This is a genomic window from Xylanibacter brevis ATCC 19188 (genome assembly GCF_000621725.1).
Taxonomy (GTDB): Bacteria; Bacteroidota; Bacteroidia; order Bacteroidales; family Bacteroidaceae; genus Prevotella; species Prevotella brevis.
The window spans coordinates 55,105-78,749 of the sequence record NZ_JHXM01000004.1 but is presented as its reverse complement, the minus strand read 5'-3'; the positions used below and the strand labels follow the sequence as shown (position 1 = coordinate 78,749).

The window sequence follows — 23,645 nt, the reverse complement described above, 5'->3', positions numbered from 1 at the left end:
TTTTGGATAGAAAAAGGGGCAAAAACGAAAGAAGCCACTCACACGTGAATGTGAATGGCTTCTTGAAAAATGACGTGAAAGTTGCTATGAAAATCGACTTGCTGTAGCGTTATGAGTTTACTGATTATTGGAACCGTCAGGAGACTTGATCTGGTCGTTTGAGAGGGAAATGCGAATTGCATCAGCAGCAGCCTCTTTCTTCTCATCGACAATCTTAGCGTATATCTGTGTTGTGGTCACTTTTCTATGACCAAGCATCTTGCTGACGGTATAGATGTCTGTGCCATTGGTAAGTTGCAATGTGGCATAGGTATGACGGAAACAGTGGAAGGTTATGTGTTTCGTGATACCAGATGCCTCAATCCATTTCTTGACAGGTCGGTTAATCCATGAAGGATCCTGCAAACCTTCAAATACAAGTCGGTCAGCATCGCCTCGTTCACCACATAGCAAATAGGCTTGGTCAGAAATCGGCATGTATTCTACACCTTTGGTCTTTTGCTGGGTGAAAAGAAGCCGATAGTGCCCCTCATCTTTCACCACATCACGCCACTTCAGCTGCTTGATGTCACTATGGCGTAATCCTGTCAAGGCAGAAAACAAGGCTGCTCTCTTGAGGATTTCACTATCGCATGGTGTAGCTGCCAGTTGGTTGAGTTCTTCCAGTGTCAGATACTCGCGCTGGCTTTCCTCGTAGTATATGTTCTTAACTTTGGCTGCAAGGTCGATGGTCAAGTAGCCATCAATGAAGGCTTGGTGGAGACCAGCCTTGAATATCGAGAAATAGGTCGAGGCGGTATTGGCTGATATGGTTCCTGTCTTACTGCCACCTTGGGGCGCGTTGATAAGGTAATCCTTGTAGTCCTCGATGAGGTTCACGTCAATGCTACCGAAAAGAAGAGGTTTCCCTCCAGTGTATAGCTTCATCAATGCCAGTTCTCTTTTCCAATTCACTTGAATTGACTTGGAACTGTTCCTGTGACGTTTGTCCTTTAGCTCTTCAAAGTACTTGATGAAGTCACATTTTGCTCTTTCGTTTTGAGCTGCTTGTTCAGCCTCACTATCTGTGTACAAAGACTGATTGTCATATTCGTGCTGACGGAGGTCACGTACTTTGTCGGCAAAGATACAAGCCTCCTGGTCCTTTTGTGAACGGCACAGGATGATTCCATTGGCATCACGCTTGGGACGATAGTAGGCTTTGCCATCGGCCAATGTCCTACCAGAACTATTCTTATCAAAGATAGGAGTTGTTATAAACCGCCCAAGTGGTTCATGTTTGCGTAAAGGCTTATCCTTGCCAGGCTCAAAGACAGGAAAACTTTCAATGAGCAATGACCACTGCTCTTTGTATTCGGATTTGCGGAGTATTACCTTGAATACCGTGCGCTTCATTGGAGTCTTCATAACTTGATAGATTTATAGAGTTTGTCGATTTCTGATTTTGGAGCGTAAACATAGTTTCCTATCTGTCGGGTAGGGATGGAGAACTTGCGTATATGCGCCCATACGGATGAATCATGAATTCTGAACTTCTTCGAGATTTCTCCGATGGTATAGCAGTTCTCAGGTTCCATATTATAGGTCTTAGGAATGGGCTTCTGAGCTGCTTTCCTTACCTTTTTTCTTCTTGGGTAACGCTGTTCAAGGTCGGCACGGTTCAATCTTAGTTGTTTTGTGCCAAGATTGACAGCTGGAATCTTGCCTTTACGAATCTCGCGATACAAGGTGTCTCGTTCAACGCAATAAACGGCAACGGCCTCCTGAACAGAAAGGAACTCTCTGATGTCTGGAATCTCCTTAGCCAGCTGTTCATACTTTGCTTCTTTTGCCTCTCTGTCCTTCTTCCTCTTGTAGGCAACATCTGAGCAGTGTTTGGAACAATACACAGAATCGATGGTGCGTATCTGGAATACTGCACCACAGATAGGACATTTCCTTCGAATCTCGTATTTTGCCTGAGCCATAAATGTTATATATAATAAGGTGTTACTACTGTTTGTTGAACATCACCGACCAAAGTGTCGCGTTAACGATTTGGTGCAAATATACGGTAAAAATCCGAAAAGTGGCAGAAAATTACAAAGTTTAACTAAAAGTAAATCCCGCATAACTACTTGAGTTATACGGGATTTCTATAATTGCTTGTTATTTGCTTATCAAACTTACTTCACCTCCTCAAAGTCGGCATCCTGGATGTCGTCCTGAGTGTTGTTGGTCTGCTGCTGTTGCTGCTGACCAGCATCGGCACCGGGCTGACCTGCGCCTGCCTGCTGATACATCTTCTGTGAGGCGGCGTTCATTACCTGATTCAGGTTGTTCATGGCAGCGTCGATAGCAGCGATGTCGCCAGCCTTGTGAGCATCCTTCAGCTGATTAACGGCAGCTTCTACGTTGGCCTTGTCGGCACCCAGCTTGTCGCCATTCTCGTTGAGGAAGGTTTCGGTCTGGAAAATCATTGAGTCAGCCTGGTTCATCTTGTCGATGCGCTCACGCTCCTTCTTATCGTTTTCTGCGTTAGCCTCAGCCTCAGCCTTCATGCGATTGATCTCGTCCTGTGACAGACCAGATGAAGCCTCGATGCGGATGGCCTGCTCCTTGCCTGTGGCCTTATCTTTGGCAGAAACCTTCACGATACCGTTGGCGTCGATATCGAATGTAACCTCAATCTGAGGAACACCGCGACGGGCGGGAGCGATACCGGTGAGGTTGAACTGACCCAAGCTCTTGTTCTGAGCAGCCATAGGACGCTCACCCTGCAGTACGTGGATGGTTACCTCTGTCTGGTTGTCGGCAGCGGTAGAGAATACCTGGCTCTGCTTGCAAGGAATAGTGGTGTTGGCCTCGATCAGCTTTGTCATTACGCCACCGAGAGTCTCGATACCGAGGGTCAGAGGAGTAACGTCGAGCAGTACGATGTCCTGACCAGTCTCCTGGTTGAGGATAGCACCCTGGATAGCAGCACCTACGGCAACAACCTCATCGGGGTTAACACCCTTTGAAGGCTCTTTGCCGAAGTAGTTCTTTACGAGAGTCTGCACAGCAGGAATACGGCTTGAACCACCTACGAGGATTACCTCGTCGATATCTGAGGTAGAGATGCCTGCGTCGCGAACGGCATTCTGGCAAGGTACCAAGCAAGCCTGAATCAGGTTGTGGGCCAGCTGTTCGAACTTAGCGCGTGTCAGGGTCTTAACCAAGTGCTTGGGCACACCACCAACAGGCATGATATAGGGGAGGTTAATCTCTGTTGATGTGGTGCTTGACAGCTCGATCTTTGCCTTCTCAGCAGCCTCCTTCAGGCGCTGCATAGCCATAGGATCGCTCTTCAGATCGGCACCCTCATCGTTCTTGAACTCCTGAACGAGCCAGTCGATGATAACCTGGTCGAAGTCGTCACCACCCAGGTGTGTGTCACCATTGGTAGAAAGAACTTCGAATACACCGCCACCGAAGTCGAGGATAGAGATATCGAATGTACCGCCACCGAGGTCGAATACAGCAATCTTCATATCCTTGTTGGTCTTGTCAATACCATAAGCCAGTGCAGCTGCTGTAGGCTCGTTCACGATACGACGTACGTTGAGACCTGCAATCTGACCAGCCTCCTTGGTGGCCTGACGCTGAGAGTCAGAGAAATAAGCGGGCACGGTGATAACAGCCTCTGTTACCTCCTGACCCAGATAGTCCTCTGCAGTCTTCTTCATCTTCTGAAGTACCATAGCAGAGATTTCCTGAGGAGTGTACTTGCGACCGTCGATGTCAACACGAGGATAGCCACCCTCGTTAACAACGTTAAATGGTACGCGAGAAATCTCCTTCTCGGTCTGCTGCCAAGTCTCACCCATGAAGCGCTTGATAGAATAAACGGTGTTCTTGGGGTTGGTGATAGCCTGACGCTTGGCGGGGTCGCCAATCTTACGCTCGCCACCCTCAACGAAACCTACTACAGAAGGCGTTGTGCGCTTGCCCTCGCTATTTGCGATAACAACGGGCTCGTTGCCTTCGAATACAGATACACAAGAGTTTGTTGTACCTAAGTCAATTCCAATAATCTTTCCCATAATATATTCTTTTTTATTTATTATTATTCGATGAAATGTCACTAAGGATTTAGCAAAGGTTATGCCAAAAACATAAATTTTATCAAGAAAGCTATAATTATTGCGCCATTTTGGCATAAGTATGAAAAGTTTTGTTTAATTTTGCATGCGTAACAATAAAGTAAGAAACAATGAAGAAATCATTCTTTCTAGTGCTGATGACAGCCTTTTTGGGGCTCAATGTCGCAGCACAAAATAAGTACATCGTAAAGACCAAGGGCACCAATAAGACGACAAATCAACAGATGGAAGCCCTTAGTGAAGATGAGGACGAGGCTGAGAAACTAGATATCATTAGTCGTAACTTCGTCTTCAGTGATCTGTGCAGTTGGCAGGAAGGTATGCGCTTCATGGTGGTTCCTGAGAAGAAGGATCTAATTATCAAGACCTTCACCGACTCGCTGACAGGTAATATGGTGAGCAGTAACTTGCTGAAACATAAAATCATGGTTTACAAAGGCCATGATAAGCTCAGCGGTCTTCATGAGCATATCAATTTCTTGTGTGAAGATGACGGGAAGGTATATTACTATGAGATACCTTCCTATTCGTTCGACGACTACTGCTATAGCCGACAGGGTGTGCCCACCTTGGCCTATTTAGGCGATGTAGATAAAGCCATTGAGCTCTTCAAGGACAAGAAATTCCGCACGAAGGCTAATACCTATTACGTAGATTCAGAGTTAGAAGGCAATGACGTAGAGGCAGTTACAGACGTGCCCGTTGGTACTGAGGTGACGGTAAAGGCTATTGGCGTGGGAAGTCGCAGCTATCCGGTCAAGATTATTGTGGCAGATAGACGTGGCAGAGAATTCTTCCAGAACGTAGCCATCAGTCGTATCAATAGCGGTATGCGCGATGATGAGTTCACAGCTATTCAGGAGATTCCCCATACGTTCAAGGGCAGTTTCGAACTCGTGAACGACAATATGACAGACGACAAGGAGTATGGCGAATATCGTGGTAAGGTCGTCTATACGCTTCAGCGTACAGATATGACAGACAGCCACAAACTGCGTGTCAGGATGGCTCGTCTTTCTGTATTCACCATTGCGGATGTTCAGAAGATGCCAAACTCAAAGTATGTCAGATTGACACTGACTGGCACCGGCTCTGGCAGTAAATACTATAAGTTGGTGACTATGGATAGTGAAAACAACGTCACATGGGATGAAGATATGGATGCTCCCCGCGAAGATGTCTATTCGAATCTCTTTGCCGAAGGTGATCCGTCAAAGTATCCTGGCATTCGCAAAAAGAACTATATGGACATCCAGAAGGGCATCGTGCGTAAGGGCTTCACGGAGCAAGAAGTTAAGTTGGCTTTAGGCGAGCCCGATGTGAAGGGTACTGATAAAAATGGTGTCTTCACCTATACGTATAATTCTACCGCAAGTCAGTCACGTAGCGAGGTGTTCTTCGATTCAGCCACCAAGACCGTGCTTCGCGTCGTTAAGTGATCATTTCCGTATTCGGCATAAAAAAACAGATGGCAAATCGTTTTGCCATCTGTTTTTTATTGTCTATTGATGAATGCTCTCGACTAGTTGTTCTGGTCTTTGATAGCCTCCATGATCTTGGCCTCCAGCTCGTCGCACAACTCAGGGTTGTCTTTCAGCAACTGCTTGGTAGCGTCGCGACCCTGTGCCAACTTAGAGTCTTCATAGCTGAACCACGAACCGCTCTTCTTGATGATTCCGTAGTCAACGCCCAGGTCCACAATCTCGCCAATCTTAGAGATGCCCTCGCCGAAGGTAATCTCGAACTCAGCCTTGCGGAATGGGGGAGCCACCTTGTTCTTCACCACCTTCACGCGCACCTGATTACCGATGACCTGATCGCCATCCTTGATGCCTGTCACCTTGCGGATGTCCAGACGTACCGATGCGTAGAACTTCAGGGCGTTACCACCAGTCGTGGTCTCGGGGTTGCCAAACATCACACCAATCTTCTCGCGCAACTGGTTGATAAAGATACAGGTGGTGTTGGTCTTAGCGATGGTAGAGGTCACCTTGCGCAGCGCCTGGCTCATCAGTCGAGCGTGCAGACCTACGGCCGAGTCGCCCATGTCGCCCTCAATCTCCTTCTTAGGTGTCAAGGCAGCCACAGAGTCGATGACGATGATGTCGATAGCCGACGAACGAATCAGCTGATCGGCAATCTCAAGTGCCTGCTCACCATTGTCGGGCTGCGAGATATACAGGTTGTCAATGTCCACACCCAGCTTCTGAGCGTAGAAACGATCGAAGGCATGCTCAGCATCGATAAAGGCAGCGATGCCACCAGCTTTCTGAGCTTCGGCAATGGCATGGATGGCCAGTGTCGTCTTACCAGAAGATTCCGGACCGTAGATCTCAATGATACGTCCTTTAGGATATCCTCCTACGCCCAGTGCAGCGTTCAGTCCGATCGAACCGGTGGGAATCACCTCTACATTATCTATCTTTTCTTCACCCATGCGCATGATAGAGCCTTTGCCAAAGTCCTTTTCAATCTTCGACATGGCGGCCTGCAGGGCCTTCAGCTTATCCTGCTGGGTGCTCAGCGTTTCTGCGTCTAATTCTTTTTTAGCCATTTAGAACCTCCCCCGACCCCTCCCAAGGAGGGGAGTGCCTGGCGGTTTCAGGGGGATTTGCCAAGCTTTCTATTGGTTATTACTATATTTTTATGATCTATCCGTAGGCCCTCCTCCCCTTGGGGGAGGTTGGGAGAGGTTTACAGCTCCAGGTCGCCGTCGTGGATCTCGTGCCAAGGCAGACCCTGCTTGTTGAGCTGCTCCATGAATGAATCTGGGTCAAACTCCTCTACGTTGTGAACGCCGGGCTTGTTCCACAGCCCCTTGCAGAACATCATGGCACCGATCATGGCAGGTACACCCGTGGTGTAGCTGACGCCCTGCATGCCCGTCTCTTCGTAGGCAGCGCGGTGCGAGCAGTTGTTATATACATAGTAGGTATGCTCCTTGCCGTCGTTGCCAATACCGCGAATGCGGCAACCGATTGAGGTCTGACCTTCGTAGTTCTCGCCCAGGTCCTGTGGGTTGGGCAGTACAGCCTTCAAGAACTGCAGAGGCACAATCTTCACCTTGGCCGTGCCTGTGCCGTCGGCCAGAGGAGCTTCGTATTCCACTTCGTCGATGCGGCTCATGCCAATATTCTGAATCACCTCCAGGTGCTTCAGATACTGCTGGCCAAAGGTCATCCAGAAGCGAGCACGCTTGATGGTGGGGTAGTTGATCACCAGCGACTCAATCTCCTCGTGGTGCAGCAGGTAGCTGTCGCGTGGACCAATCTCGGGGTAGGTCAGGTCTTTGTGAATCTCCAGAGGCTCCGTCTCTACCCACTGACCATTCTCCCAGTAAAGACCCTTCTGAGTGATCTCGCGGATGTTGATCTCAGGGTTGAAGTTGGTGGCGAAAGCCTTATGGTGGTCGCCAGCGTTACAGTCAACGATGTCCAGATACTGAATCTCCTTGAAGTGATGCTTGGCAGCGTAGGCCGTATAGATAGAGGTGACACCTGGGTCGAAACCACAACCGAGGATGGCTGTCAGTCCAGCCTTCTCGAAGCGGTCGCGATAGGCCCACTGCCAAGAGTACTCGAAGTGTGCCTCGTCCTTAGGCTCATAGTTGGCCGTGTCCAGATAGTTGCAACCACATGCCAGACAGGCATCCATGATTGTCAGGTCCTGATAGGGTAGGGCCAGGTTGATCACGAGCTCGGGCTTGAAGTCGTTGAAAAGCGCCTTCAACTGCTCTACGTCGTCAGCATCCACCTGAGCGGTCTTGATGTCCAACTTGTAGCCAGCCTTGTGGATGTCTTCAACGATCTTGTCGCACTTAGCCTTGCGGCGGCTGGCAATCATGAACTCTGTGAATACGTCAGCATTCTGTGCAATCTTGAATGCTGCCACTGTTGCGACGCCACCGGCGCCAATCATTAAAACTCTACTCATCTTGATATGTTTTTTTTGTTTTCTTCTGTTGTTATTGATTGTCGGGCTTAATCTCGTCGCCCCTTATTCCCATGGCGGCCATCAGCGAATAGCCCAGTATCTCCTGTCGGAAGTTGCCACCAGCCATCGGCTGCATCGAGAACACTGTGGTGCGCTTGTCGTCGTCAATTTTCTTGGCCGTTTCGCGCACCTTATTATATATATTATCACCCGGAATGATCATCAGTCGCTTCACCTCCTTCTGGTTGGCAAACAGCTGGATCGTGTCAGCAAAGAGTTGCTCTTTGTTGGTGAGCTCTTCTATGGTGATAGCCGAAAAGACAAACTCTCCCAGGTGGCTTTTGAAGGCCTGACCGTTCAGCTGCTCGAAGTCGCCCGGCACAAAGTTGCTCATACCTTTCGCCTCGGGCTCGTGAATCAGCACCACCTGCACCTCGTTCTCGCCTTCGCGCAGCCCGCCGTCCAGGGCTATACATTCCGTCCAGCGTGGCATGTCGGCCTGTGGAATACGTCGTCCAATCATGCGCTCAAAATTGACTATCAGGTCGAAAGCTACTTTGTCCACGAAGTCGGCATCTACGATAATAATGTTCTCAGAAAAGTTCTTTTCGTTCATAGGTGCAAAGTTACAAATTTTTTAAGAGTAGAGCAAAACAAATGTCTTTTTTTTAAGGAATTGACATAAATCAAGGGAAAAATCAAATATTTAGGTTAAAAAATCAAATAATATTGTTGGTATTTCAAAAAATAAGTGTAAATTTGCACCAAAAATAAATCACAAAACAAATGAAGAGTATCTTAGACGGGAGAAAAGTTCTGAGTGCAGAGATAGAAAAGATTGCCGAAGTCGCAGGCTACCTGTGGCAAAATGGATGGGCAGAACGTAATGGTGGTAACATCACTGTTAACGTCACAGAATATGTCGACGACGAGATTCGTCAGATGCCAGCCATTAGCGAGGTAAAGCAGATCGGTATCACACTTCCGGCTTTGAAAGGATGCTACTTCTACTGCAAAGGCACTGGCAAGCGCATGCGTGATTTGGCCCGTTGGCCTATGGACAATGGTTCCGTGATCCGCATCTTGGACGATTGCGCTTCATACGTGATTATCGCCGACAATCCAGTGATGCCTACCAGCGAGCTGCCCAGTCATCTGATTGTACATGCTCGACAGATTGAGACAAACTCTGGCTATAAAGCCACTGTGCATACACATCCTATCGAACTGGTGGCCATGAGCCACAATCCAGAGTTCCTGGGAAAAGATGTGCTGACCAAGATTCTTTGGTCTATGATCCCCGAGACAAAGGCGTTCTGCCCACTGGGATTAGGCATCGTTCCTTACACTCTGCCCGGTTCTAACGAGTTGGCCGAGGCCACACTGAAGGAGTTGGAAGACTATGATGTAGTGATGTGGGAGAAGCATGGTGTGTTTGCCAAGGGAACAGACGTCATGGACGCCTTCGATCAGATTGACGTGCTCTCTAAGAGTGCCAAGATCTATATCGATGCCAAGGCCATGGGCTTCACTCCAGAAGGCATGAGTGATGAACAGATGGGAGAGATGACACGGGCATTTAATTTGCCGCGTTAAGAGATATACGAAAAGCAAATAAGAAAAAACAAAACTACTGACAGCATATATATAATCATTATTACTTACTATTTAGTGAAACTAAGAAGGCCCCGTCGCTGTGAAGCGCTGGGGCTTATTTTTTTGTTGAATGGGACCCCCTCCTAACCTCAGGACCCCCTCCTAACCTCCCCAAGGGGGAGGAACAACATCATCCATCCCCTCTCCCCCTGTTTATTATTCATTCCTCCCCTTGGGGAGGCCAGGAGGGGGTCCTGAGGGCCTTTTTTTTCGGTTTTTCCTTTTTGAGACAGTCAGCCCCAGAATGGGGTAACGCTGTTGGTGGAAGACGGGCCGTGAACTTGTTCACGAGCAAGTCTTTCACCAACAACGTTAAAGACTCGAAAGAGGCTTCTGTCTCAGAAAGGGGTTTTCTATGGTTTTTGTTATATCAAGAAGGGAATGCTCTGGAATTAGTATGCCCCCTTTTCGAGCCTTATATTTCCTCTTTTTCGCCCTAATCGCCAGCCTTTCGCATCCTCATAGTTGCGATATACGGTTTCGTCTAGACTCTAGAATGGATGGCGCTAGAGTCTAGACGAAGCGTTTCTAAAGTCTAGATGGGTGGCGTCTAGAGTCTGGAATTGACGCTTCTAGACTCTAGATCGGATGCAAAAGTGGCAGTATTGCACAGCGAAAGTGGCACTTTCGTTTTTTATTCCAGTTTATACTAGCCTATCAGCTGGGGTAGGAAGCATGAGAATACCAGCACCACGATGCCGCAAAGCAGCACGGCGATGGTTTTCTTAGAGCAGCCCTTCCACTCTTTCAGAATGATGCCCCATACGTTAGAGAACACCACGTTGAGTGCCATCAGGATGCAGAAAGAGAGCACGTCCATGGTGCCGCCAGCCTCGAAGAAAGAGCGTCCCAGCGACAGTCCGAAGAACTGCGAGTACCACAGCGCGCCGGCCAGCAGACAGAACAGCAGGTTGTTGCCCCACACGTTGCCTTTCTTGTAGTCGCCCCATGTCTTGTTCTTCTGGTTCTGGTAGAAGCAGTAGATAGCGTTTGTGACGAATCCGCCCAGCGTCACCAGGAAGGTGGCAGGCAGTGTGCGGAACATAGGGTTGGTCAGTTCGCCAAAGTTGATGTCCTTACCAAACTCCAGACCCACGTTGAAACAGCCGCTCATAAAGCCAGCCAGCAGCGCGATGGCCAGTCCCTTGGGGAAGTTGAAGTCCTTGACGGCTGTCTTCTTCTCCTCCTCCGAGAGCGAGGCCGACTTCATAGAGCCTGCTACACCGATGATAGCGATGCCAGTCAGCGTGACGATGACTCCCAGGAGCACCGTAAAGGTGAGCGACTTCAGCGCATCCAGTTCGGGGAAGAATATGTTCAGCAGCACGGGGCCCATGATGGTGCCCAGACCAGCACATGTTCCCAGCGCGATGCTCTGTCCCAGTGCCACGCCCAGGTAACGCATAGACAGGCCGAAGGTCAGTCCGCCCACGCCCCACAGCACACCGAAGAGAATGGTCATCCAGAAGCTCGAGCTCGGTGCCGATGCAAACAGTCCGAAGAGCGACTCTCCGGTGGGCACGGCCAGCAGGGCACCCAGGAATGGCAACACCAGCCATGCAAAGACGCCCTGTATGATCCAGTACGACTCCCACGACCAGTCTTTAATCTTATTGATGGGAACGTAGCAACTTGACTGGCAGAAGGCGCCAATCGCAATGATTAATAGTCCGATAATAATTTCCATGTTTTAGTTAATTAGTTGAATAATTGATGATTATCTAATGAAGTTTGTTCTCATCTGTGGTTCCAGTTCCGGATGTCCGTCCTCGCTGGTGTTCAGCTTCTTGATCATCCAGGCCATGTTCCGTCCCAGTGTGCGCATGGTCTGCATGCCCTCCTCGTCTTGTGCTGCCTGTCCTGGTGTCTGTCCGTAAACCATGTTCCAGTATTGCGAGCTCACGATAGGCATGTTCAGTATGCTGAAGTACTTGTTCAGCCGGTCGAAAGCAGCCGAGGCACCACCTCTGCGACACACCACCACGCTGGCTGCCGGCTTAAACTGCAGGTCTTTGCCCAGAGAGTAGAACACGCGGTCGAGTAGGGCGCAGAGTGAACCGTTAGGCCCTCCGTAGTACACTGGCGAGCCCACCACCAATCCGTCGATGCCGTCCTTGATGGCGCGCATCACTTCGTAGTAAAGGTCGTCGTGGAAGGTGCAGCGATTGTTGTTTCTGCCACACATGCCACAGGCAATACATCCTTGAACGGCCTTCTTGCCGATAGAGATGATCTTCGTCTCGACGCCTTCTTCGTTCAGCGTCTTGGCCACCTCGCTCAGTGCCGTAAAGGTGTTTCCGTTTTCCCTTGGGCTTCCGTTTATCAATAGTACCTTCATGTTTGGGTTATTTTTTTATCTTGATTACAGCATGCAAATTTAGCTAATATTTCTGTGAATAATACCATAAACCTGATAAAAATATATAATAATGAGGCGATATGCGTATTATATTTGTACCTTTGCACAAAATTTGTGAACCAAAATGAAAACTAGATTCTTCTTTATTCTATGGCTTAGCAGTATAACAGCGAGCCTGCTGGCAACAGATCACACCTCGTATGTGAACCCCTTTATCGGAACCCAGACCGACGCCACCGGCGCCCTCAGCGGTTCCACCTTCCCCGGCGCCACGATGCCACAAGGCATGGTGCAGTTGAGTCCTGAGACCGAGCACATGGTGACCTGGGACCCCTGCTCCGGCTATGACTATAACAGGGATTCTATCTATGGTTTCACCCATACCCACCTTAGTGGTACGGGATGCACCGACCTGATAGACGTCAGCCTGATGCCCTTGTCGCATGAGGTGCGCAGTGCCGAGTTGAGAAAAGGCGTCTTTGGCCAGCGCTACAGTCATCAGGCCGAGGCTGCTCGTCCTGGCTACTATATGGTGGACCTGCAGGAGAGTGGTGTCCGCGTGGAGCTGTCGGCCACCGTGCGCACAGGCATCCATCGCTATACCTTCCCGCAGGGCGCTCCGCAGACCGTGGTCCTCGACCTGGACAGGGGTACCTATCGTGGCGAGGCCTACTACACTGGGCGCAGAGCCTACCAGATCATTCAGAGCCAGTTGCGCGTGGTCGATGATCACACCATCGAGGGTTTTCGCGTGATCACGGGTTGGGCCAAACTGCGCAAGGTCTATTTCCGTGCCGAGTTCTCGCGCCCTTTCAGTCGCCGTCTCTTGATGGATGGCGCACGCAGCGTTGGCGAGAGTCCCGTGGTCAATGGCCGTGCGCTGCGTGGCGCACTCAGTTTCGATCCTGCCGACGGGCGCCAGCTCACTGTCAAGGTGGCCATCTCGCCTGTCGATAACCTGGGTGCACGCCAGAATATGAAGGCCGAGGCCCAGAGCTGGGACTTCGACCACTACGCCAAGGCTGCCCACGATGCATGGCAGAAGGCACTATCATGTATCGACATCGATGGCACCAGCGAGCAAAAGACCATCTTCTACACCGGTCTCTATCACGTGCTGATGCAGCCCAACACCATGAGCGACGTGGACGGACGCTATATGGACACCAACTTCGAAATCAAACAGATGCCCCGTGGCGAGACCTACCACAGCACCTTCAGCCTGTGGGACACCTTCCGCGCTGCCCATCCGCTCTATACGCTCGTTGCCCCCGAGGTGGCAGCTCAGTTCGTGCGCGATATGATTCGCCACCATCAAACCTATGGCTATCTGCCCATCTGGGACCTGTGGGGACAAGAGAACTACTGCATGATTGGCAACCATGCCATCCCCGTGCTTTCCGATGCCATCTTGGCCGGACTGCCCGGTGTCAATGCCGACGAGGCCTATCAAGCCATGCTCGAGAGCAGCACGCGTAGTCACCTCAACTCGCCTTTCGAGGTGTGGGAGAAGTATGGCTACATGCCCCAGACGCTGCAGAACACCAGTGTCAGCATCACCCTTGAACAGGCTTTCGACGACTGGTGCGTGGCTGCTGTTGCCAAGAAGTTGGGACGCACTGCCGACTACCAGCGCTTCTTGCGTCGCAGTGAGTTCTATCGTAATCTCTTTGATGAGAAGACAGGCTTCTTCCGTCCAAAGGATGAGAAAGGACAGTGGATAGAGCCTTTCGATCCGCTGAGTTATGAGAATCCCTCGTTCATCGAGGGCAATGCCTGGCAATATATGTGGTTTGTGCCACAGAATCCCAAGGGACTCATCGAGCTGTTGGGTGGCGAGCGCAACTTCCTGAAGAAACTCGACGAGAACTTCTCGCTCACGGCCACCAGTGGCGAGGTGAATGGCAATGCCAGTGGCTTCATTGGCCAGTATGCCCATGGCAACGAGCCCAGTCATCACACCGTCTATCTCTACAACTTTGCCGGTCGGCCCCATCGCACCCAGGAGCTCGTAGAGCAAGTGCGTAGCCAGTTCTACAATGCCACCCCCTGTGGCTATGCCGGCAATGACGACTGTGGTCAGATGTCAGCCTGGTACATCTTCTCGTCGCTAGGCTTCTATCCCTTCAATGCGGGCGCTGCCGAGTATGTGCTGGGCACACCGCTCTTCAAGCGCGCCACGCTGCACCTGGTTGGCGGACGCGATTTCGTCATCACTGCACCACGCAAGACCGCCTCTCGCGTTCATGTGAAGCGCGTTCTGCTGAACGGCAAGCCCCTCAAACAACTGATGCTCACCCATCAGCAAATCGCAGAGGGTGGCACCCTTCAGTTTGATATGTAAACACTATATATAATATAAATAAGGTATATGCAACAATTTGAAGAAACCCTGCATCAGGACCTCCACCAGTTCCTGCTCAGCATGCAGGAGGTCGATGAGCGACTGCCCGAGTGTCCCGACGTAGAGGATAAGTGGGAAGACATCGCCAAGGCCTATATCCCCGATGGCATCCGCGAGTTTCAAGACTTCCCATCGGCTAGCCTGGGCTGGATGATGTACATCGGCATGGCCGTGGCTCAGATGTGGGACAAAGAGTGGGACATCTATTCCAAGGTGGACGACCTCTACGCCTATATGCGCGACAAGCGTGGCTACGACGCCCTCGATGAATACGTGCGCGAGGATGTGCTGCTACTGAAAGACACACCCTATGCCCTGCTCGAGAAGTTGGTGGGCGAGTGCGCCTCACGTATCTACAATGCACTGTTGCGACAGAACATCGAACCAGGCACCAAAGAGGCGTTCAATGCCTATGTGTCCAGTCTGCATCAACTCTATCTCATGGGAGCAGCTGTTCAGTTGAAACGCCTAGGCTATCACATGACAAAGATGTAGGAATGGCGTCGTAAATGTGGTGATTTAGCGACATGTTATTCTGTTTGCTATAGATTTTTTCGATGTAATGATAGAAAAAACAATTCGTTTTTCTATCAACTTGTTTGTACCTTTGCGCTGTCTTACAACGAAGACGATAGGAATAGATATAATGGAAACAAGAAAACATATTGCAAGCGAAAAGAAACGTTGTGGTAGTCACAACTGTGCACAGGCCTTACTCCACACCTATGCCGACCTGGCAGGTATCGACGAGGCCACAGCCATGAACATGGCCGGTGCCTTTGGCACGGGCATGGGCTGCATGGAGGGCACGTGCGGTGCGCTGGTAGGCGCAGGCATGGTGCTGGGCATGGTCAACAAAGACAAGGTGAAGTCTATGAAGCAGATGCGCGACATGATGACCAAGTTCCAGCAGCGCAATGGTGCTACCCAGTGCAAGCTGTTGAAGGGGGTAGGTACCAAGGTGGTGCTTCGTGAGTGTCACGACTGTGTGGCCGATGCCGCCGAGTTCCTCGAACAGCAGTTGGATGCATAATCCCCCCCACACATCCTTTGGTATGGTTTTTGTCATAAGGTTAAAGGATTGATATTCAGAATAACATTAAAGAAACATTATGGAACAAAAGAAGAAAAACTTTCATAGGCACTTTGCTGCACCCGGTCTGTCGCTCTATTGGATCATCATCACATATCTCATTGTGGCGTGGTTCTTCCCTGCCGTCGGCCTCGTTGCACTCATCTGCATGATTGGTCCGGTGGTCACCTCCATCTGGCGTGGTCGCTTCTGGTGCGGCAACATCTGTCCGCGTGGCAACCTCTACGACCGTCTTCTCTCCAAATATTTACCCCACAAACCCATCCCCAGCTTTGTACGTACGTCGGGCTTCCGCCTCTTCATGGTGTTCTTCATCTTCACCATGTTTGGCATCCAGCTCAGTCAGGTGCGTTGGAGCGCTGGCGGACTCGATATGTGGAACGATATCGGTCGCGTGTTCTGGACCATCATCCTCATGACCACCATCGTCGGTGTCGTCCTCTCGTTTATCTATGCACCCCGCACATGGTGCAGCTTCTGTCCCATGGGCACCATCTCGCGTTGGGTGGCCCCCAAGCAGCAGCCACTGCCAGCCGGCTTCAAGGCAGTCCATGTCAGCAGTGCCTGCAAGACCACCTGTAAGTTGTGCGCCCGTGTGTGTCCCATGCAGTTGTCGCCCTATGAAGCCAGTGGCGAGGCCAGTGGCTATCTCCACCCCGACTGCATCAAGTGCCGCAAGTGCACCTTGGCATGTCCCACAAAAGTAGTCAGCTATGAATAAAGTACGCATCACAGCCATCCGACAGACCGTCTATCCCGACCTCATTGCTCAGTACGAAAACCCCATAGAGCATGCCTGCGAGGTCAGGGTGGGGCAGCAGTGGATCTCAGTCGATGGCCAGCGTCCAGAAGGTCTCTGTCCTTCCGCCTGGTCTTCCATGCAAGAGTTTGTCGTGGCCCTGGCCAATGGCGGAGGCAACTTCTACGACGGTTGGATGCAGAACCCCCATAGCGCCATGATAAGCTGTAACGACGGTTTCCGTCCATTCAGTTTTCTAATAGAAGTAATCGAATAGTCGGTTACTTCTTTTTTTTACCCTTCGTAGCCCACAATATCGCCGCTTGTGCATCGCTATTGCACTACTATCGCAAGCCAATCCCATAGCTCTTACTTACCAAAAGCTACACTTTCTCCGGCTAAAAGTGCCACTCTTAGAGTCATTCTAAAGTCTAGACAGAGTAATTCTAGAGTCTAGAACAGCTCATTCTAAAGTCTAGAAGTGCCCATTCTAAAGTCTAGAAGTGCCCATTCTAAAGTCTAAACTGCGCCCCATTGTTTTGGTTCTAGCCCCTAGGACATCCACTTCTAGCCCCTAGGAATGCCACTTCTAGGGGCTAGAACCACCACATCCAGGGGCTAGATTCGCCCAATCTAGCCCCTAGAATCAGATCAAAACCTAAACTATTGCGTCTTAAAAGCGCCACTATTGCATCTTAAGAGTGTCACTATTGCATCGTAAAAGCAAGCAAATAGTGGCATTACTATGCACCATTTCATTTCTGATTTAGTATGAAATAAGCAAAAAGTTACACCTTGATGCCATTAAAAAATGAATACATGAGGACCGATAGGTGATTTGGTTCACCTTTTGGGGTATAAGTTTGATGAAAATCCCTTTTCCATTAAATAAAGTGTAAATTCGAATCACTTTGATGCTTATATCAGAAATAAATTGTATCTTTGCAGATGCATTGTGGCTGCCACCTATGTTTTGAAAACGGATGGAGGCGTAATAGCTACTTTGCAGACATCATGGACATAGGCGTTTTCTGACGCCTTGGTTTTGACTGAGTAAGAACTTCGCAAACTCGAACTGATTGTCAAAAACAAGGCAACGAGGACGCCCCTTGGGATGTTTATAGACAGCCCTCAGTGTATTCGTATGGCAACACGTTGCCATACGATATCTGTAAGCTACTACTATATTCATTCTACGTGGGGCTTTCTGCGTTGCTCGTTTCGACAATCAGGGCAATGCGAAGGCCTTTACTCAGTGGAACGGGCAACAGGACTGGCTCCACGTTTTTTATGCTCCATGGTGTAATGACCTGAAAACTATAGTTACTTCGCAGCCCATTAGGAGCCCGGCAGCACAATATGGCAGACAGTGGCATCAGGCATTACACGATATCATGCACGCTATTATGCGGCGCTTCTCACGCAACAACAAGCTAATGGTGATTTGAGCTCTTTGTCTCAATCATTGTTGAGTTCTACAGTTGATATCAATCCTCACCAAATTGATGCAGCTTTGTTTGCGTTTAGTAGTCCGTTGTCTAAGGGTGTTGTTCTTGCTGACGAGGTGGGACTTGGAAAGACTATTGAGGCAGGTTTGGTGATATGTCAGTACTGGGCTACAGGTAAGCGTAAGATTGTTATTGTTTGTCCTGCATCCCTGCGAAAGCAATGGGAAGCAGAATTGCTTGATAAGTTTGGCATACCTAGCGAGATACTCGATACTAAAAACTACAATGCCTATCAGCGTGAGGGCAAGAATCCGCTGAGTCCCAAGCGAGCCATCATCTGTAGCTATAACTTTGCAGCCAGGCATAAGGAGCACATTCTGCTTCATGCCTTTGATTTGGCTGTCATCGATGAAGCACACAAGATGCGTAACGTCTATCGTTCTTCGGCAAAGACGTCTGCTGAGGTACGTGATGCTTTAACAGGCGTTCGTAAACTCTTGCTGACTGCTACACCATTCCAAAACTCTCTGATGGAATTGTATGGTCTGACCAGTATTATCGATGACCGTTTGTTTGGTAGCGAGAAGTCTTTCCGTAAACAGTATGGTAAGGGTGAGAACTTACAGGAACTGCGCCAGCGAATACAAAAACTCTATACGCGCACCCTTCGTAAGGATGTTCGCGAATACATCAATTATACTCATCGTCTGCCATTGACCCAGAAGTTCAAGGCAACGGACGAGGAACAGGTTCTTTATCAGGAGATTAGCGATTTCCTACGTCGTAAGGATATCTATAGTGTGCCTGCTGCCCAGCGTAAGCTTACCACAATGATTGTTCGCAAAATTCTGGCATCTTCAACCTATGCTTTGGTGTTTACACTGGAGCATATTAAAGAACGTTTGGAGCGAATCCTGAAGAACGAAAAGCAGGAACGCTTTGATGTGGACGACCTTGTAGATGATGGCGATTGGAGCTTAGATGAATACGAAGAACTGTCTTCAGAGGATGATGAGGATCTCTTTGATGCAGAAGAGATTGACATCCCGAGGCTGAAAGCTGAGATAGCAACAGTAGCGGACTTTATCGAAAAAGCCAAGAACATCAAGACAGAATCGAAAGCTAAAGCACTTACTAAGGCTTTGGAAGAAGCTTTCAAGAAACTGGCTGAGCAAGGTGCTGAACGCAAAGCACTCATTTTCACAGAATCCACCAAGACGCAAGCTTTCTTGAAAGACTATTTAGAGTCGCATGGTTATGCAGGTCGCATTGTGCTGTTTAATGGTAAGGCCAGCGAACCACAGACCAACGAGATATACAAGAAGTGGTGCTTAGAGCATCCTGACAAAGTAAGTGGCATCAAGACTGCCGACCGCAGAGCCGCAGCTGTCGATTACTTCCAGCATGAGGCAGATATTATGATAGCTACAGAGGCTGCAGCAGAAGGATTGAACCTTCAATTCTGTTCCTTAGTTATTAATTATGACCTCCCATGGAACCCGCAGCGCATTGAGCAGCGCATAGGGCGTTGTCATAGATATGGGCAAAAGTATGATGTGGTTGTTGTTAATTTCCTGAATATGCGTAACTATGCAGATGTGCGTGTATTCAATCTGCTTTCCTCAAAGTTTAAACTTTTCGACGATGTGTTTGGTGCCAGCGACGAAGTGCTGGGCCAGGCAGATACGCTTGATATAGAATCGCGTATCTGGGAGATATACCAACAATGTCGTAGCGAAGAGGAAATCAATCAGGCTTTTGAACAGCTGCAAAGTGAAATGCAGCAACAGATAGACGAACGCATGACGGAAGTGCGTTCTCAGGTGCTTGAGAACTTTGATATCAATGTGCAGGAGCATCTTCGCATGACGAAAGACAACACAGGTACATTCCTTAATCGTTATGAACACATCTTCTGGGAACTCACCAAATATATGTTGAGCAAGGAGGCTGTCTTCAATGACGAGCAACATACTTTTGTTCTTCGTACTCCCGTTGCTGGTCAGCGCACAGGAAAGTATGCTATGTTGAAGAATACAGACGATGCTATTCCTTATCGTTTAAGTAGTCCTTTAGCGCAGCATGTCATCAATTCTGCTTTGTCACTATCTCTTAGCGAAAATGCAGAAATCATCTTCGACCAGCAGGCTTTGCCCATGAATGCCAACCTGCCTGACTATTTGAATGGCAGCGAAGGCTATTTGGTGTTAGTTTCCTTGGGTGTGTCAGCTCTTTCTGACGAGCAATATCTGCTGTTCAATGCTTTTCAAAATGATGGTACACAACTGTCACAGGAAGACTGCGAAAAACTATTCTTGAATGGTGGATCAGAAACGCAATCAGACAATATCGCTGATGATATACGGCAACGTCTGCAAGGTGATGTGGCTCAGCACTCCACAGCCAAACTGAAAGAGATAGATGCACGAAACCTCAAATTCTTCCAACAAGAAGAGACTCGGATATATGCCTGGGAACACGATGTGATTGATGGTATTGAGGATGAAATCAAAGCCCTTCGTAAGAATATTCTTGCTGCAGAAAAAGAAGCACGAGAAGCTCAATCTGTTTCAGAAAAAATATCGCTTCAAAAGAAAGTGGATGAGATGACGCGTAAACGTCGTCGCCTGCGCAATGAGCTCGAGGATAGAGAGGATGAAGTGAGTCAACAGCGTAAAAAGATGATAACAGAACTGGAGCAGCGAATGGTGAAGGCCACAGAGACACAAAACATGTTTGTCATTAAATTCAAAGTGAAATAATAAAGGAAACAAGATATGGCAATGAATTACTACGACAAGTTTGTCGCTAAACTACAAGAGATATTCATGATGGATCATGCTGAGTTGGATTTTGGCATCTATCGTATCATGAATCAGAAACGTGATGAGATTAACCACTTCCTACAGGTCGATTTGCTCCCACAAGTGAAGCAGGCTTTGCAAGGTGATGGTGGCAATGCACTGCAGACAAAGCAACGCATGGCTGAGATTGAGCAGCAGTTAGGAACTGATATCGACTCTCTTCCACAAAGCATTCCTATGGTTGCAGAGTATAAGAAACTGAAAGCCCAACTAGCACAAGGTGGTAGTGCAGAGGATATGGAGGGTGAAGTGTTTTCTCACTTGGTGACGTTCTTCTCTCGTTATTACGATGGTGGAGACTTCTTGTCGAAGCGTCGCTATAAGGATAATACCTACGCTATTCCTTATAACGGTGAGGAGGTGAAGCTGCATTGGACCAATAGCGACCAATATTATATCAAGACCTCAGAGTATTTTCGCGACTATACCTTTGTGCTGCCCACTTCACGCAAGAAAATACACTTTGTGCTAAAGGATGCCAGCACAGAGCAGAACAACAATCGTGCTGCCAACAACATGGAGCGTCGCTTTGCATTATGGGAGCCAGAAGACGAAGGCGAACAAGTGATAGGAGTAACTGCTGATGGGGAACTGAACATCTACTTCACTTATGAGTTGATGCCTAAGGCTACAAAACAAGATGCTTTGAGAGCAGAGGCTTTTGAAACTGTTAAGCCCTTGATACCAGCGGAGTATGAGGAAATGCTGACTACAAAAGCTCCAACGCAGAAAGAGCCCAACCGTACTTTGTTGGAGAAGCACCTGACGGATTATACGGCCAAGAATTCTTTTGACTACTTCATTCATAAAGACTTGGGCGGTTTCCTCAGTCGTGAGCTGGACTTCTATATCAAGAACGAGGTGCTGCATATTGATGACCTTGATCCTCAGCACATCAATAATCAGTTGTCTATTGTAAAGGCCATCAAGCAGGTAGGTCAGAAGATTATTCAGATGTTAGCGCAGTTGGAGAACTTCCAGAAGAAACTGTGGCTGAAGAAGAAGTTTGTAGTGCAGAGCGATTACTGTATTACCCTTGACCGTGTGCCTGAGAAGCTTTATCCTGAGATTATTGCCAACGATGAACAACGTAAGGAATGGGTGCGTCTGTTTGCGATTGATGAGATTAAGGGTGACATGATGACAGAGGCATATAGTGAACCTCTTACCATTGAGTTCCTAAAGCAGAACCAATTCCTTGTTCTTGACACAGCTTTCTTTGATGCCAAGTTCAAGCACCAGTTGGTAAAGAGCATGGAGAATATCGATGAGCAGACGAATGGTTTGCTGATACATAGCGACAATTTCCAAGCTCTAAATTTATTGAGAAACAAATATCAAAAAGCCATAAGAAGCATTTATATAGATCCACCATATAATACTGACGCAAGCAAGATTGCATATAAAAACGGATACGAACATTCGAGTTGGATTTCATTAATGGAAGGCCGATTAGAATTGGCAAAGAATTTGATGGGCAGTAAAACGACTATAACCGTTGCCATAGATGATTACGAAATGAGATATCTAAATTGTCTTATGGACAATGTATTTGGAATAGATAACTCTATTTCTAATATTGCCTTGTTTACAAATCCTAAAGGCAGAGACCAGGGCTTTATCGCCCAAGCACATGATTATTCAGTCATATATGCAAAAAATAAAGAGACAGCAGAGACCTATGATTTCGTCCTTTCTGAGACAGAAATGCAAAAGAAATTCTCAAAGGTGAAGGATGGAGAGGCTGTTCGTGAATTACCTCTTAAACGAACAGGTAGTGAAAAGAGAAGAGAAGATCGCCCCTATATGTTCTTTCCGTTTGTTTATAATGTCGGAGATAATACAACATTTTTGCCTTCCAAAGATGATGTTAAACCATTGTATGATGAAGAAACAAAAAACTTCGATGATGAATATTTAAAGATACTGGAATCTAAATATAAAAATAATAGCCTTGTTGTAATATGGCCTAAATCTGAGAATGGAGAATATCTTAGATGGAGATGGGGATATGATAGTTGTTTAAAAGGATTAGAAGACGGAACTCTTTTTGTCAAGAAAACACGTTCTGGATATACTGTTTATCAATACGATATCGGTGATGAATATGCTGCTCCCAAATCAATGTGGATAAGTGAAAGATATGATGCTTCCAGTAAAGGAACTAACATTTTAAATGACATTGTTCCCAATAGCGGCTTTGACTATCCAAAAAGTTTATATACGGTAGAAGATAGCCTTTACATAACTTCTAAACCATCTGATTTAATCCTTGATTTCTTTGCAGGGTCAGGAACAACAGCTCATGCTGTTATAGATATGAGTAGGAATGAAGATGATATAAGACGTTATATTATATGTGATGTTGCGAACTATTTTCATCCTGTTATTCGAACAAGGACAGAAAGAGCTATTTATTCACAAGACTGGCGTGATGGCAAACCCATATCGCGCAATGGCATCTCTCAATGCTTCAAATATATCCGCTTGGAGCAATATGAAGATACGCTGAACAATCTTGAAATCAAGAAGCAACAGTTAGAATTACAGGCAAAAGATTTTCAAGAAAGCTATATGCTCAGTTATCTACTTGATACAGAAACTCGTGACTCGTTGCTGAATCTGAAATGGTTTGAGAATCCATTTAAGATGATGCTGAAAACCACTAAGGACAATGAACTAGTAGAAACGAAGGTAGATTTGGTGGAGACCTTTAACTACCTGATTGGCCTGAACGTGGAAACAGAGGACTGGTATCAGGATGATAACATCTGCGTGGTACAAGGCAAGACTCATCGCGACGGATTGAAGACACTGGTCATTTGGCGTAACTGTAAGGAAGTAAGCAACGACCAGCTCTGTATGTTCTTTGACAAGATGGATTTCAGAACATTGACCAGCGATTTTGATGTGATTTATGTGAATGGTGACAATACCCTGCCAAACCTGCGCAGAGACGAAGAGCACTGGAAAGTGGTGCTGACAGAAGAGGAATTCGCAAAACGTATGTTTGAAGAGAATTAAG

At 48.0% G+C, this 23,645-nt stretch carries 17 protein-coding genes; 9 read left to right on the top strand and 8 right to left on the bottom strand.

All coding sequences use genetic code 11. The features are described 5' to 3' along the window. Positions 1–117: 117 nt before the first annotated feature. The 3 genes from T433_RS0103225 to dnaK form a co-directional block, all read right to left on the bottom strand. Positions 118–1,407, bottom strand: coding sequence for a site-specific integrase (locus T433_RS0103225; RefSeq protein ID WP_027454826.1), 1,290 nt, complete (start codon positions 1,405–1,407; stop codon positions 118–120). Next, complete coding sequence (locus T433_RS0103220) at positions 1,404–1,967, bottom strand: helix-turn-helix domain-containing protein (RefSeq protein WP_027454825.1); 564 nt, start codon at positions 1,965–1,967, stop codon at positions 1,404–1,406. Before T433_RS0103220 ends, T433_RS0103225 begins: the two co-directional genes overlap by 4 nt. Positions 1,968–2,165: 198 nt before the next feature. Beyond that, on the bottom strand, positions 2,166–4,064 hold the full coding sequence (gene dnaK, locus T433_RS0103215; RefSeq protein ID WP_027449551.1) for a molecular chaperone DnaK: 1,899 nt from the start codon (positions 4,062–4,064) through the stop codon (positions 2,166–2,168). Between the two features lie 170 nt (positions 4,065–4,234). Between dnaK and T433_RS0103210 the strand changes: the two genes are divergently transcribed. After that, a complete protein-coding gene (locus tag T433_RS0103210; protein WP_027454824.1) occupies positions 4,235–5,563 on the top strand; it encodes a hypothetical protein in 1,329 nt (442 codons plus the stop codon). An 83-nt stretch (positions 5,564–5,646) separates the two neighbouring features. Here T433_RS0103210 and recA read toward each other — a convergent pair whose 3' ends face one another. The 3 genes from recA to T433_RS0103195 form a co-directional block, all read right to left on the bottom strand. Beyond that, complete coding sequence (gene recA, locus T433_RS0103205) at positions 5,647–6,678, bottom strand: recombinase RecA (protein ID WP_027454823.1); 1,032 nt, start codon at positions 6,676–6,678, stop codon at positions 5,647–5,649. Positions 6,679–6,818: 140 nt separating this feature from the next. Then, positions 6,819–8,057, bottom strand: a complete 1,239-nt coding sequence (locus T433_RS0103200) for a saccharopine dehydrogenase family protein (protein ID WP_027454822.1) — start codon at positions 8,055–8,057, stop codon at positions 6,819–6,821. Positions 8,058–8,088: 31 nt separating this feature from the next. Further along, positions 8,089–8,673, bottom strand: a complete 585-nt coding sequence (locus T433_RS0103195; protein ID WP_027454821.1) for a DUF6621 family protein — start codon at positions 8,671–8,673, stop codon at positions 8,089–8,091. Positions 8,674–8,843: 170 nt separating this feature from the next. Here T433_RS0103195 and rhaD point away from each other — a divergent pair, with 170 nt between their 5' ends. Next, on the top strand, positions 8,844–9,653 hold the full coding sequence (gene rhaD / locus T433_RS0103190; RefSeq protein WP_027454820.1) for a rhamnulose-1-phosphate aldolase: 810 nt from the start codon (positions 8,844–8,846) through the stop codon (positions 9,651–9,653). A 709-nt stretch (positions 9,654–10,362) separates the two neighbouring features. Here the strand turns inward: rhaD and T433_RS0103185 are convergent. Next, positions 10,363–11,400 carry an L-rhamnose/proton symporter RhaT gene (locus T433_RS0103185; RefSeq protein ID WP_027454819.1) on the bottom strand — a complete coding sequence of 346 codons (1,038 nt, stop codon included), beginning with the start codon at positions 11,398–11,400 and terminating at the stop codon, positions 10,363–10,365. A 30-nt stretch (positions 11,401–11,430) separates the two neighbouring features. Next, on the bottom strand, positions 11,431–12,051 hold the full coding sequence (locus T433_RS0103180) for a flavodoxin family protein (RefSeq protein WP_027449544.1): 621 nt from the start codon (positions 12,049–12,051) through the stop codon (positions 11,431–11,433). Between the two features lie 145 nt (positions 12,052–12,196). Here T433_RS0103180 and T433_RS0103175 point away from each other — a divergent pair, with 145 nt between their 5' ends. The 7 genes from T433_RS0103175 to T433_RS0103145 all read left to right on the top strand — a co-directional run bounded on the left by T433_RS0103175 (position 12,197) and on the right by T433_RS0103145 (position 23,644). Beyond that, positions 12,197–14,416 carry a GH92 family glycosyl hydrolase gene (locus tag T433_RS0103175; RefSeq protein ID WP_027454818.1) on the top strand — a complete coding sequence of 740 codons (2,220 nt, stop codon included), beginning with the start codon at positions 12,197–12,199 and terminating at the stop codon, positions 14,414–14,416. Positions 14,417–14,443: 27 nt separating this feature from the next. Further along, the gene (locus T433_RS0103170; RefSeq protein ID WP_027449542.1) at positions 14,444–14,971 is read left to right on the top strand and encodes a hypothetical protein; all 528 of its coding nucleotides are present in this window, start codon (positions 14,444–14,446) and stop codon (positions 14,969–14,971) included. A 151-nt stretch (positions 14,972–15,122) separates the two neighbouring features. Further along, on the top strand, positions 15,123–15,509 hold the full coding sequence (locus T433_RS0103165) for a C-GCAxxG-C-C family protein (protein WP_027449541.1): 387 nt from the start codon (positions 15,123–15,125) through the stop codon (positions 15,507–15,509). A 79-nt stretch (positions 15,510–15,588) separates the two neighbouring features. Continuing rightward, positions 15,589–16,290: a 4Fe-4S binding protein gene (locus tag T433_RS0103160; protein ID WP_044109137.1), complete on the top strand. Its 702-nt coding sequence runs from the start codon at positions 15,589–15,591 to the stop codon at positions 16,288–16,290. Beyond that, a complete protein-coding gene (locus T433_RS0103155) occupies positions 16,283–16,585 on the top strand; it encodes a TIGR04076 family protein (protein WP_027449537.1) in 303 nt (100 codons plus the stop codon). The genes T433_RS0103160 and T433_RS0103155 overlap by 8 nt, the downstream gene beginning before the upstream one ends. 1,092 nt (positions 16,586–17,677) lie before the next feature. Then, positions 17,678–20,518 (top strand): SNF2-related protein, encoded by a 2,841-nt coding sequence (locus T433_RS0103150; protein ID WP_027454816.1) that lies wholly within the window; start codon positions 17,678–17,680, stop codon positions 20,516–20,518. Between the two features lie 21 nt (positions 20,519–20,539). After that, entirely contained in the window at positions 20,540–23,644 is a 3,105-nt protein-coding gene (locus T433_RS0103145; protein ID WP_211249739.1) for a site-specific DNA-methyltransferase, read from the top strand. Position 23,645: the final 1 nt, after the last annotated feature.

Coding starts and splice junctions, on each gene's coding strand:
- rhaD (WP_027454820.1), top strand. CDS start 8,844: ATGAAGAGTATCTTAGACGGGAGAAAAGTTCTGAGTGCAGAGATAGAA.
- T433_RS0103195 (WP_027454821.1), bottom strand. CDS start 8,673: ATGAACGAAAAGAACTTTTCTGAGAACATTATTATCGTAGATGCCGAC.
- T433_RS0103200 (WP_027454822.1), bottom strand. CDS start 8,057: ATGAGTAGAGTTTTAATGATTGGCGCCGGTGGCGTCGCAACAGTGGCA.
- T433_RS0103175 (WP_027454818.1), top strand. CDS start 12,197: ATGAAAACTAGATTCTTCTTTATTCTATGGCTTAGCAGTATAACAGCG.
- T433_RS0103170 (WP_027449542.1), top strand. CDS start 14,444: ATGCAACAATTTGAAGAAACCCTGCATCAGGACCTCCACCAGTTCCTG.
- T433_RS0103180 (WP_027449544.1), bottom strand. CDS start 12,051: ATGAAGGTACTATTGATAAACGGAAGCCCAAGGGAAAACGGAAACACC.
- T433_RS0103160 (WP_044109137.1), top strand. CDS start 15,589: ATGGAACAAAAGAAGAAAAACTTTCATAGGCACTTTGCTGCACCCGGT.
- dnaK (WP_027449551.1), bottom strand. CDS start 4,064: ATGGGAAAGATTATTGGAATTGACTTAGGTACAACAAACTCTTGTGTA.
- T433_RS0103165 (WP_027449541.1), top strand. CDS start 15,123: ATGGAAACAAGAAAACATATTGCAAGCGAAAAGAAACGTTGTGGTAGT.
- T433_RS0103145 (WP_211249739.1), top strand. CDS start 20,540: ATGAATTACTACGACAAGTTTGTCGCTAAACTACAAGAGATATTCATG.
- recA (WP_027454823.1), bottom strand. CDS start 6,678: ATGGCTAAAAAAGAATTAGACGCAGAAACGCTGAGCACCCAGCAGGAT.
- T433_RS0103155 (WP_027449537.1), top strand. CDS start 16,283: ATGAATAAAGTACGCATCACAGCCATCCGACAGACCGTCTATCCCGAC.
- T433_RS0103225 (WP_027454826.1), bottom strand. CDS start 1,407: ATGAAGACTCCAATGAAGCGCACGGTATTCAAGGTAATACTCCGCAAA.
- T433_RS0103220 (WP_027454825.1), bottom strand. CDS start 1,967: ATGGCTCAGGCAAAATACGAGATTCGAAGGAAATGTCCTATCTGTGGT.
- T433_RS0103210 (WP_027454824.1), top strand. CDS start 4,235: ATGAAGAAATCATTCTTTCTAGTGCTGATGACAGCCTTTTTGGGGCTC.
- T433_RS0103185 (WP_027454819.1), bottom strand. CDS start 11,400: ATGGAAATTATTATCGGACTATTAATCATTGCGATTGGCGCCTTCTGC.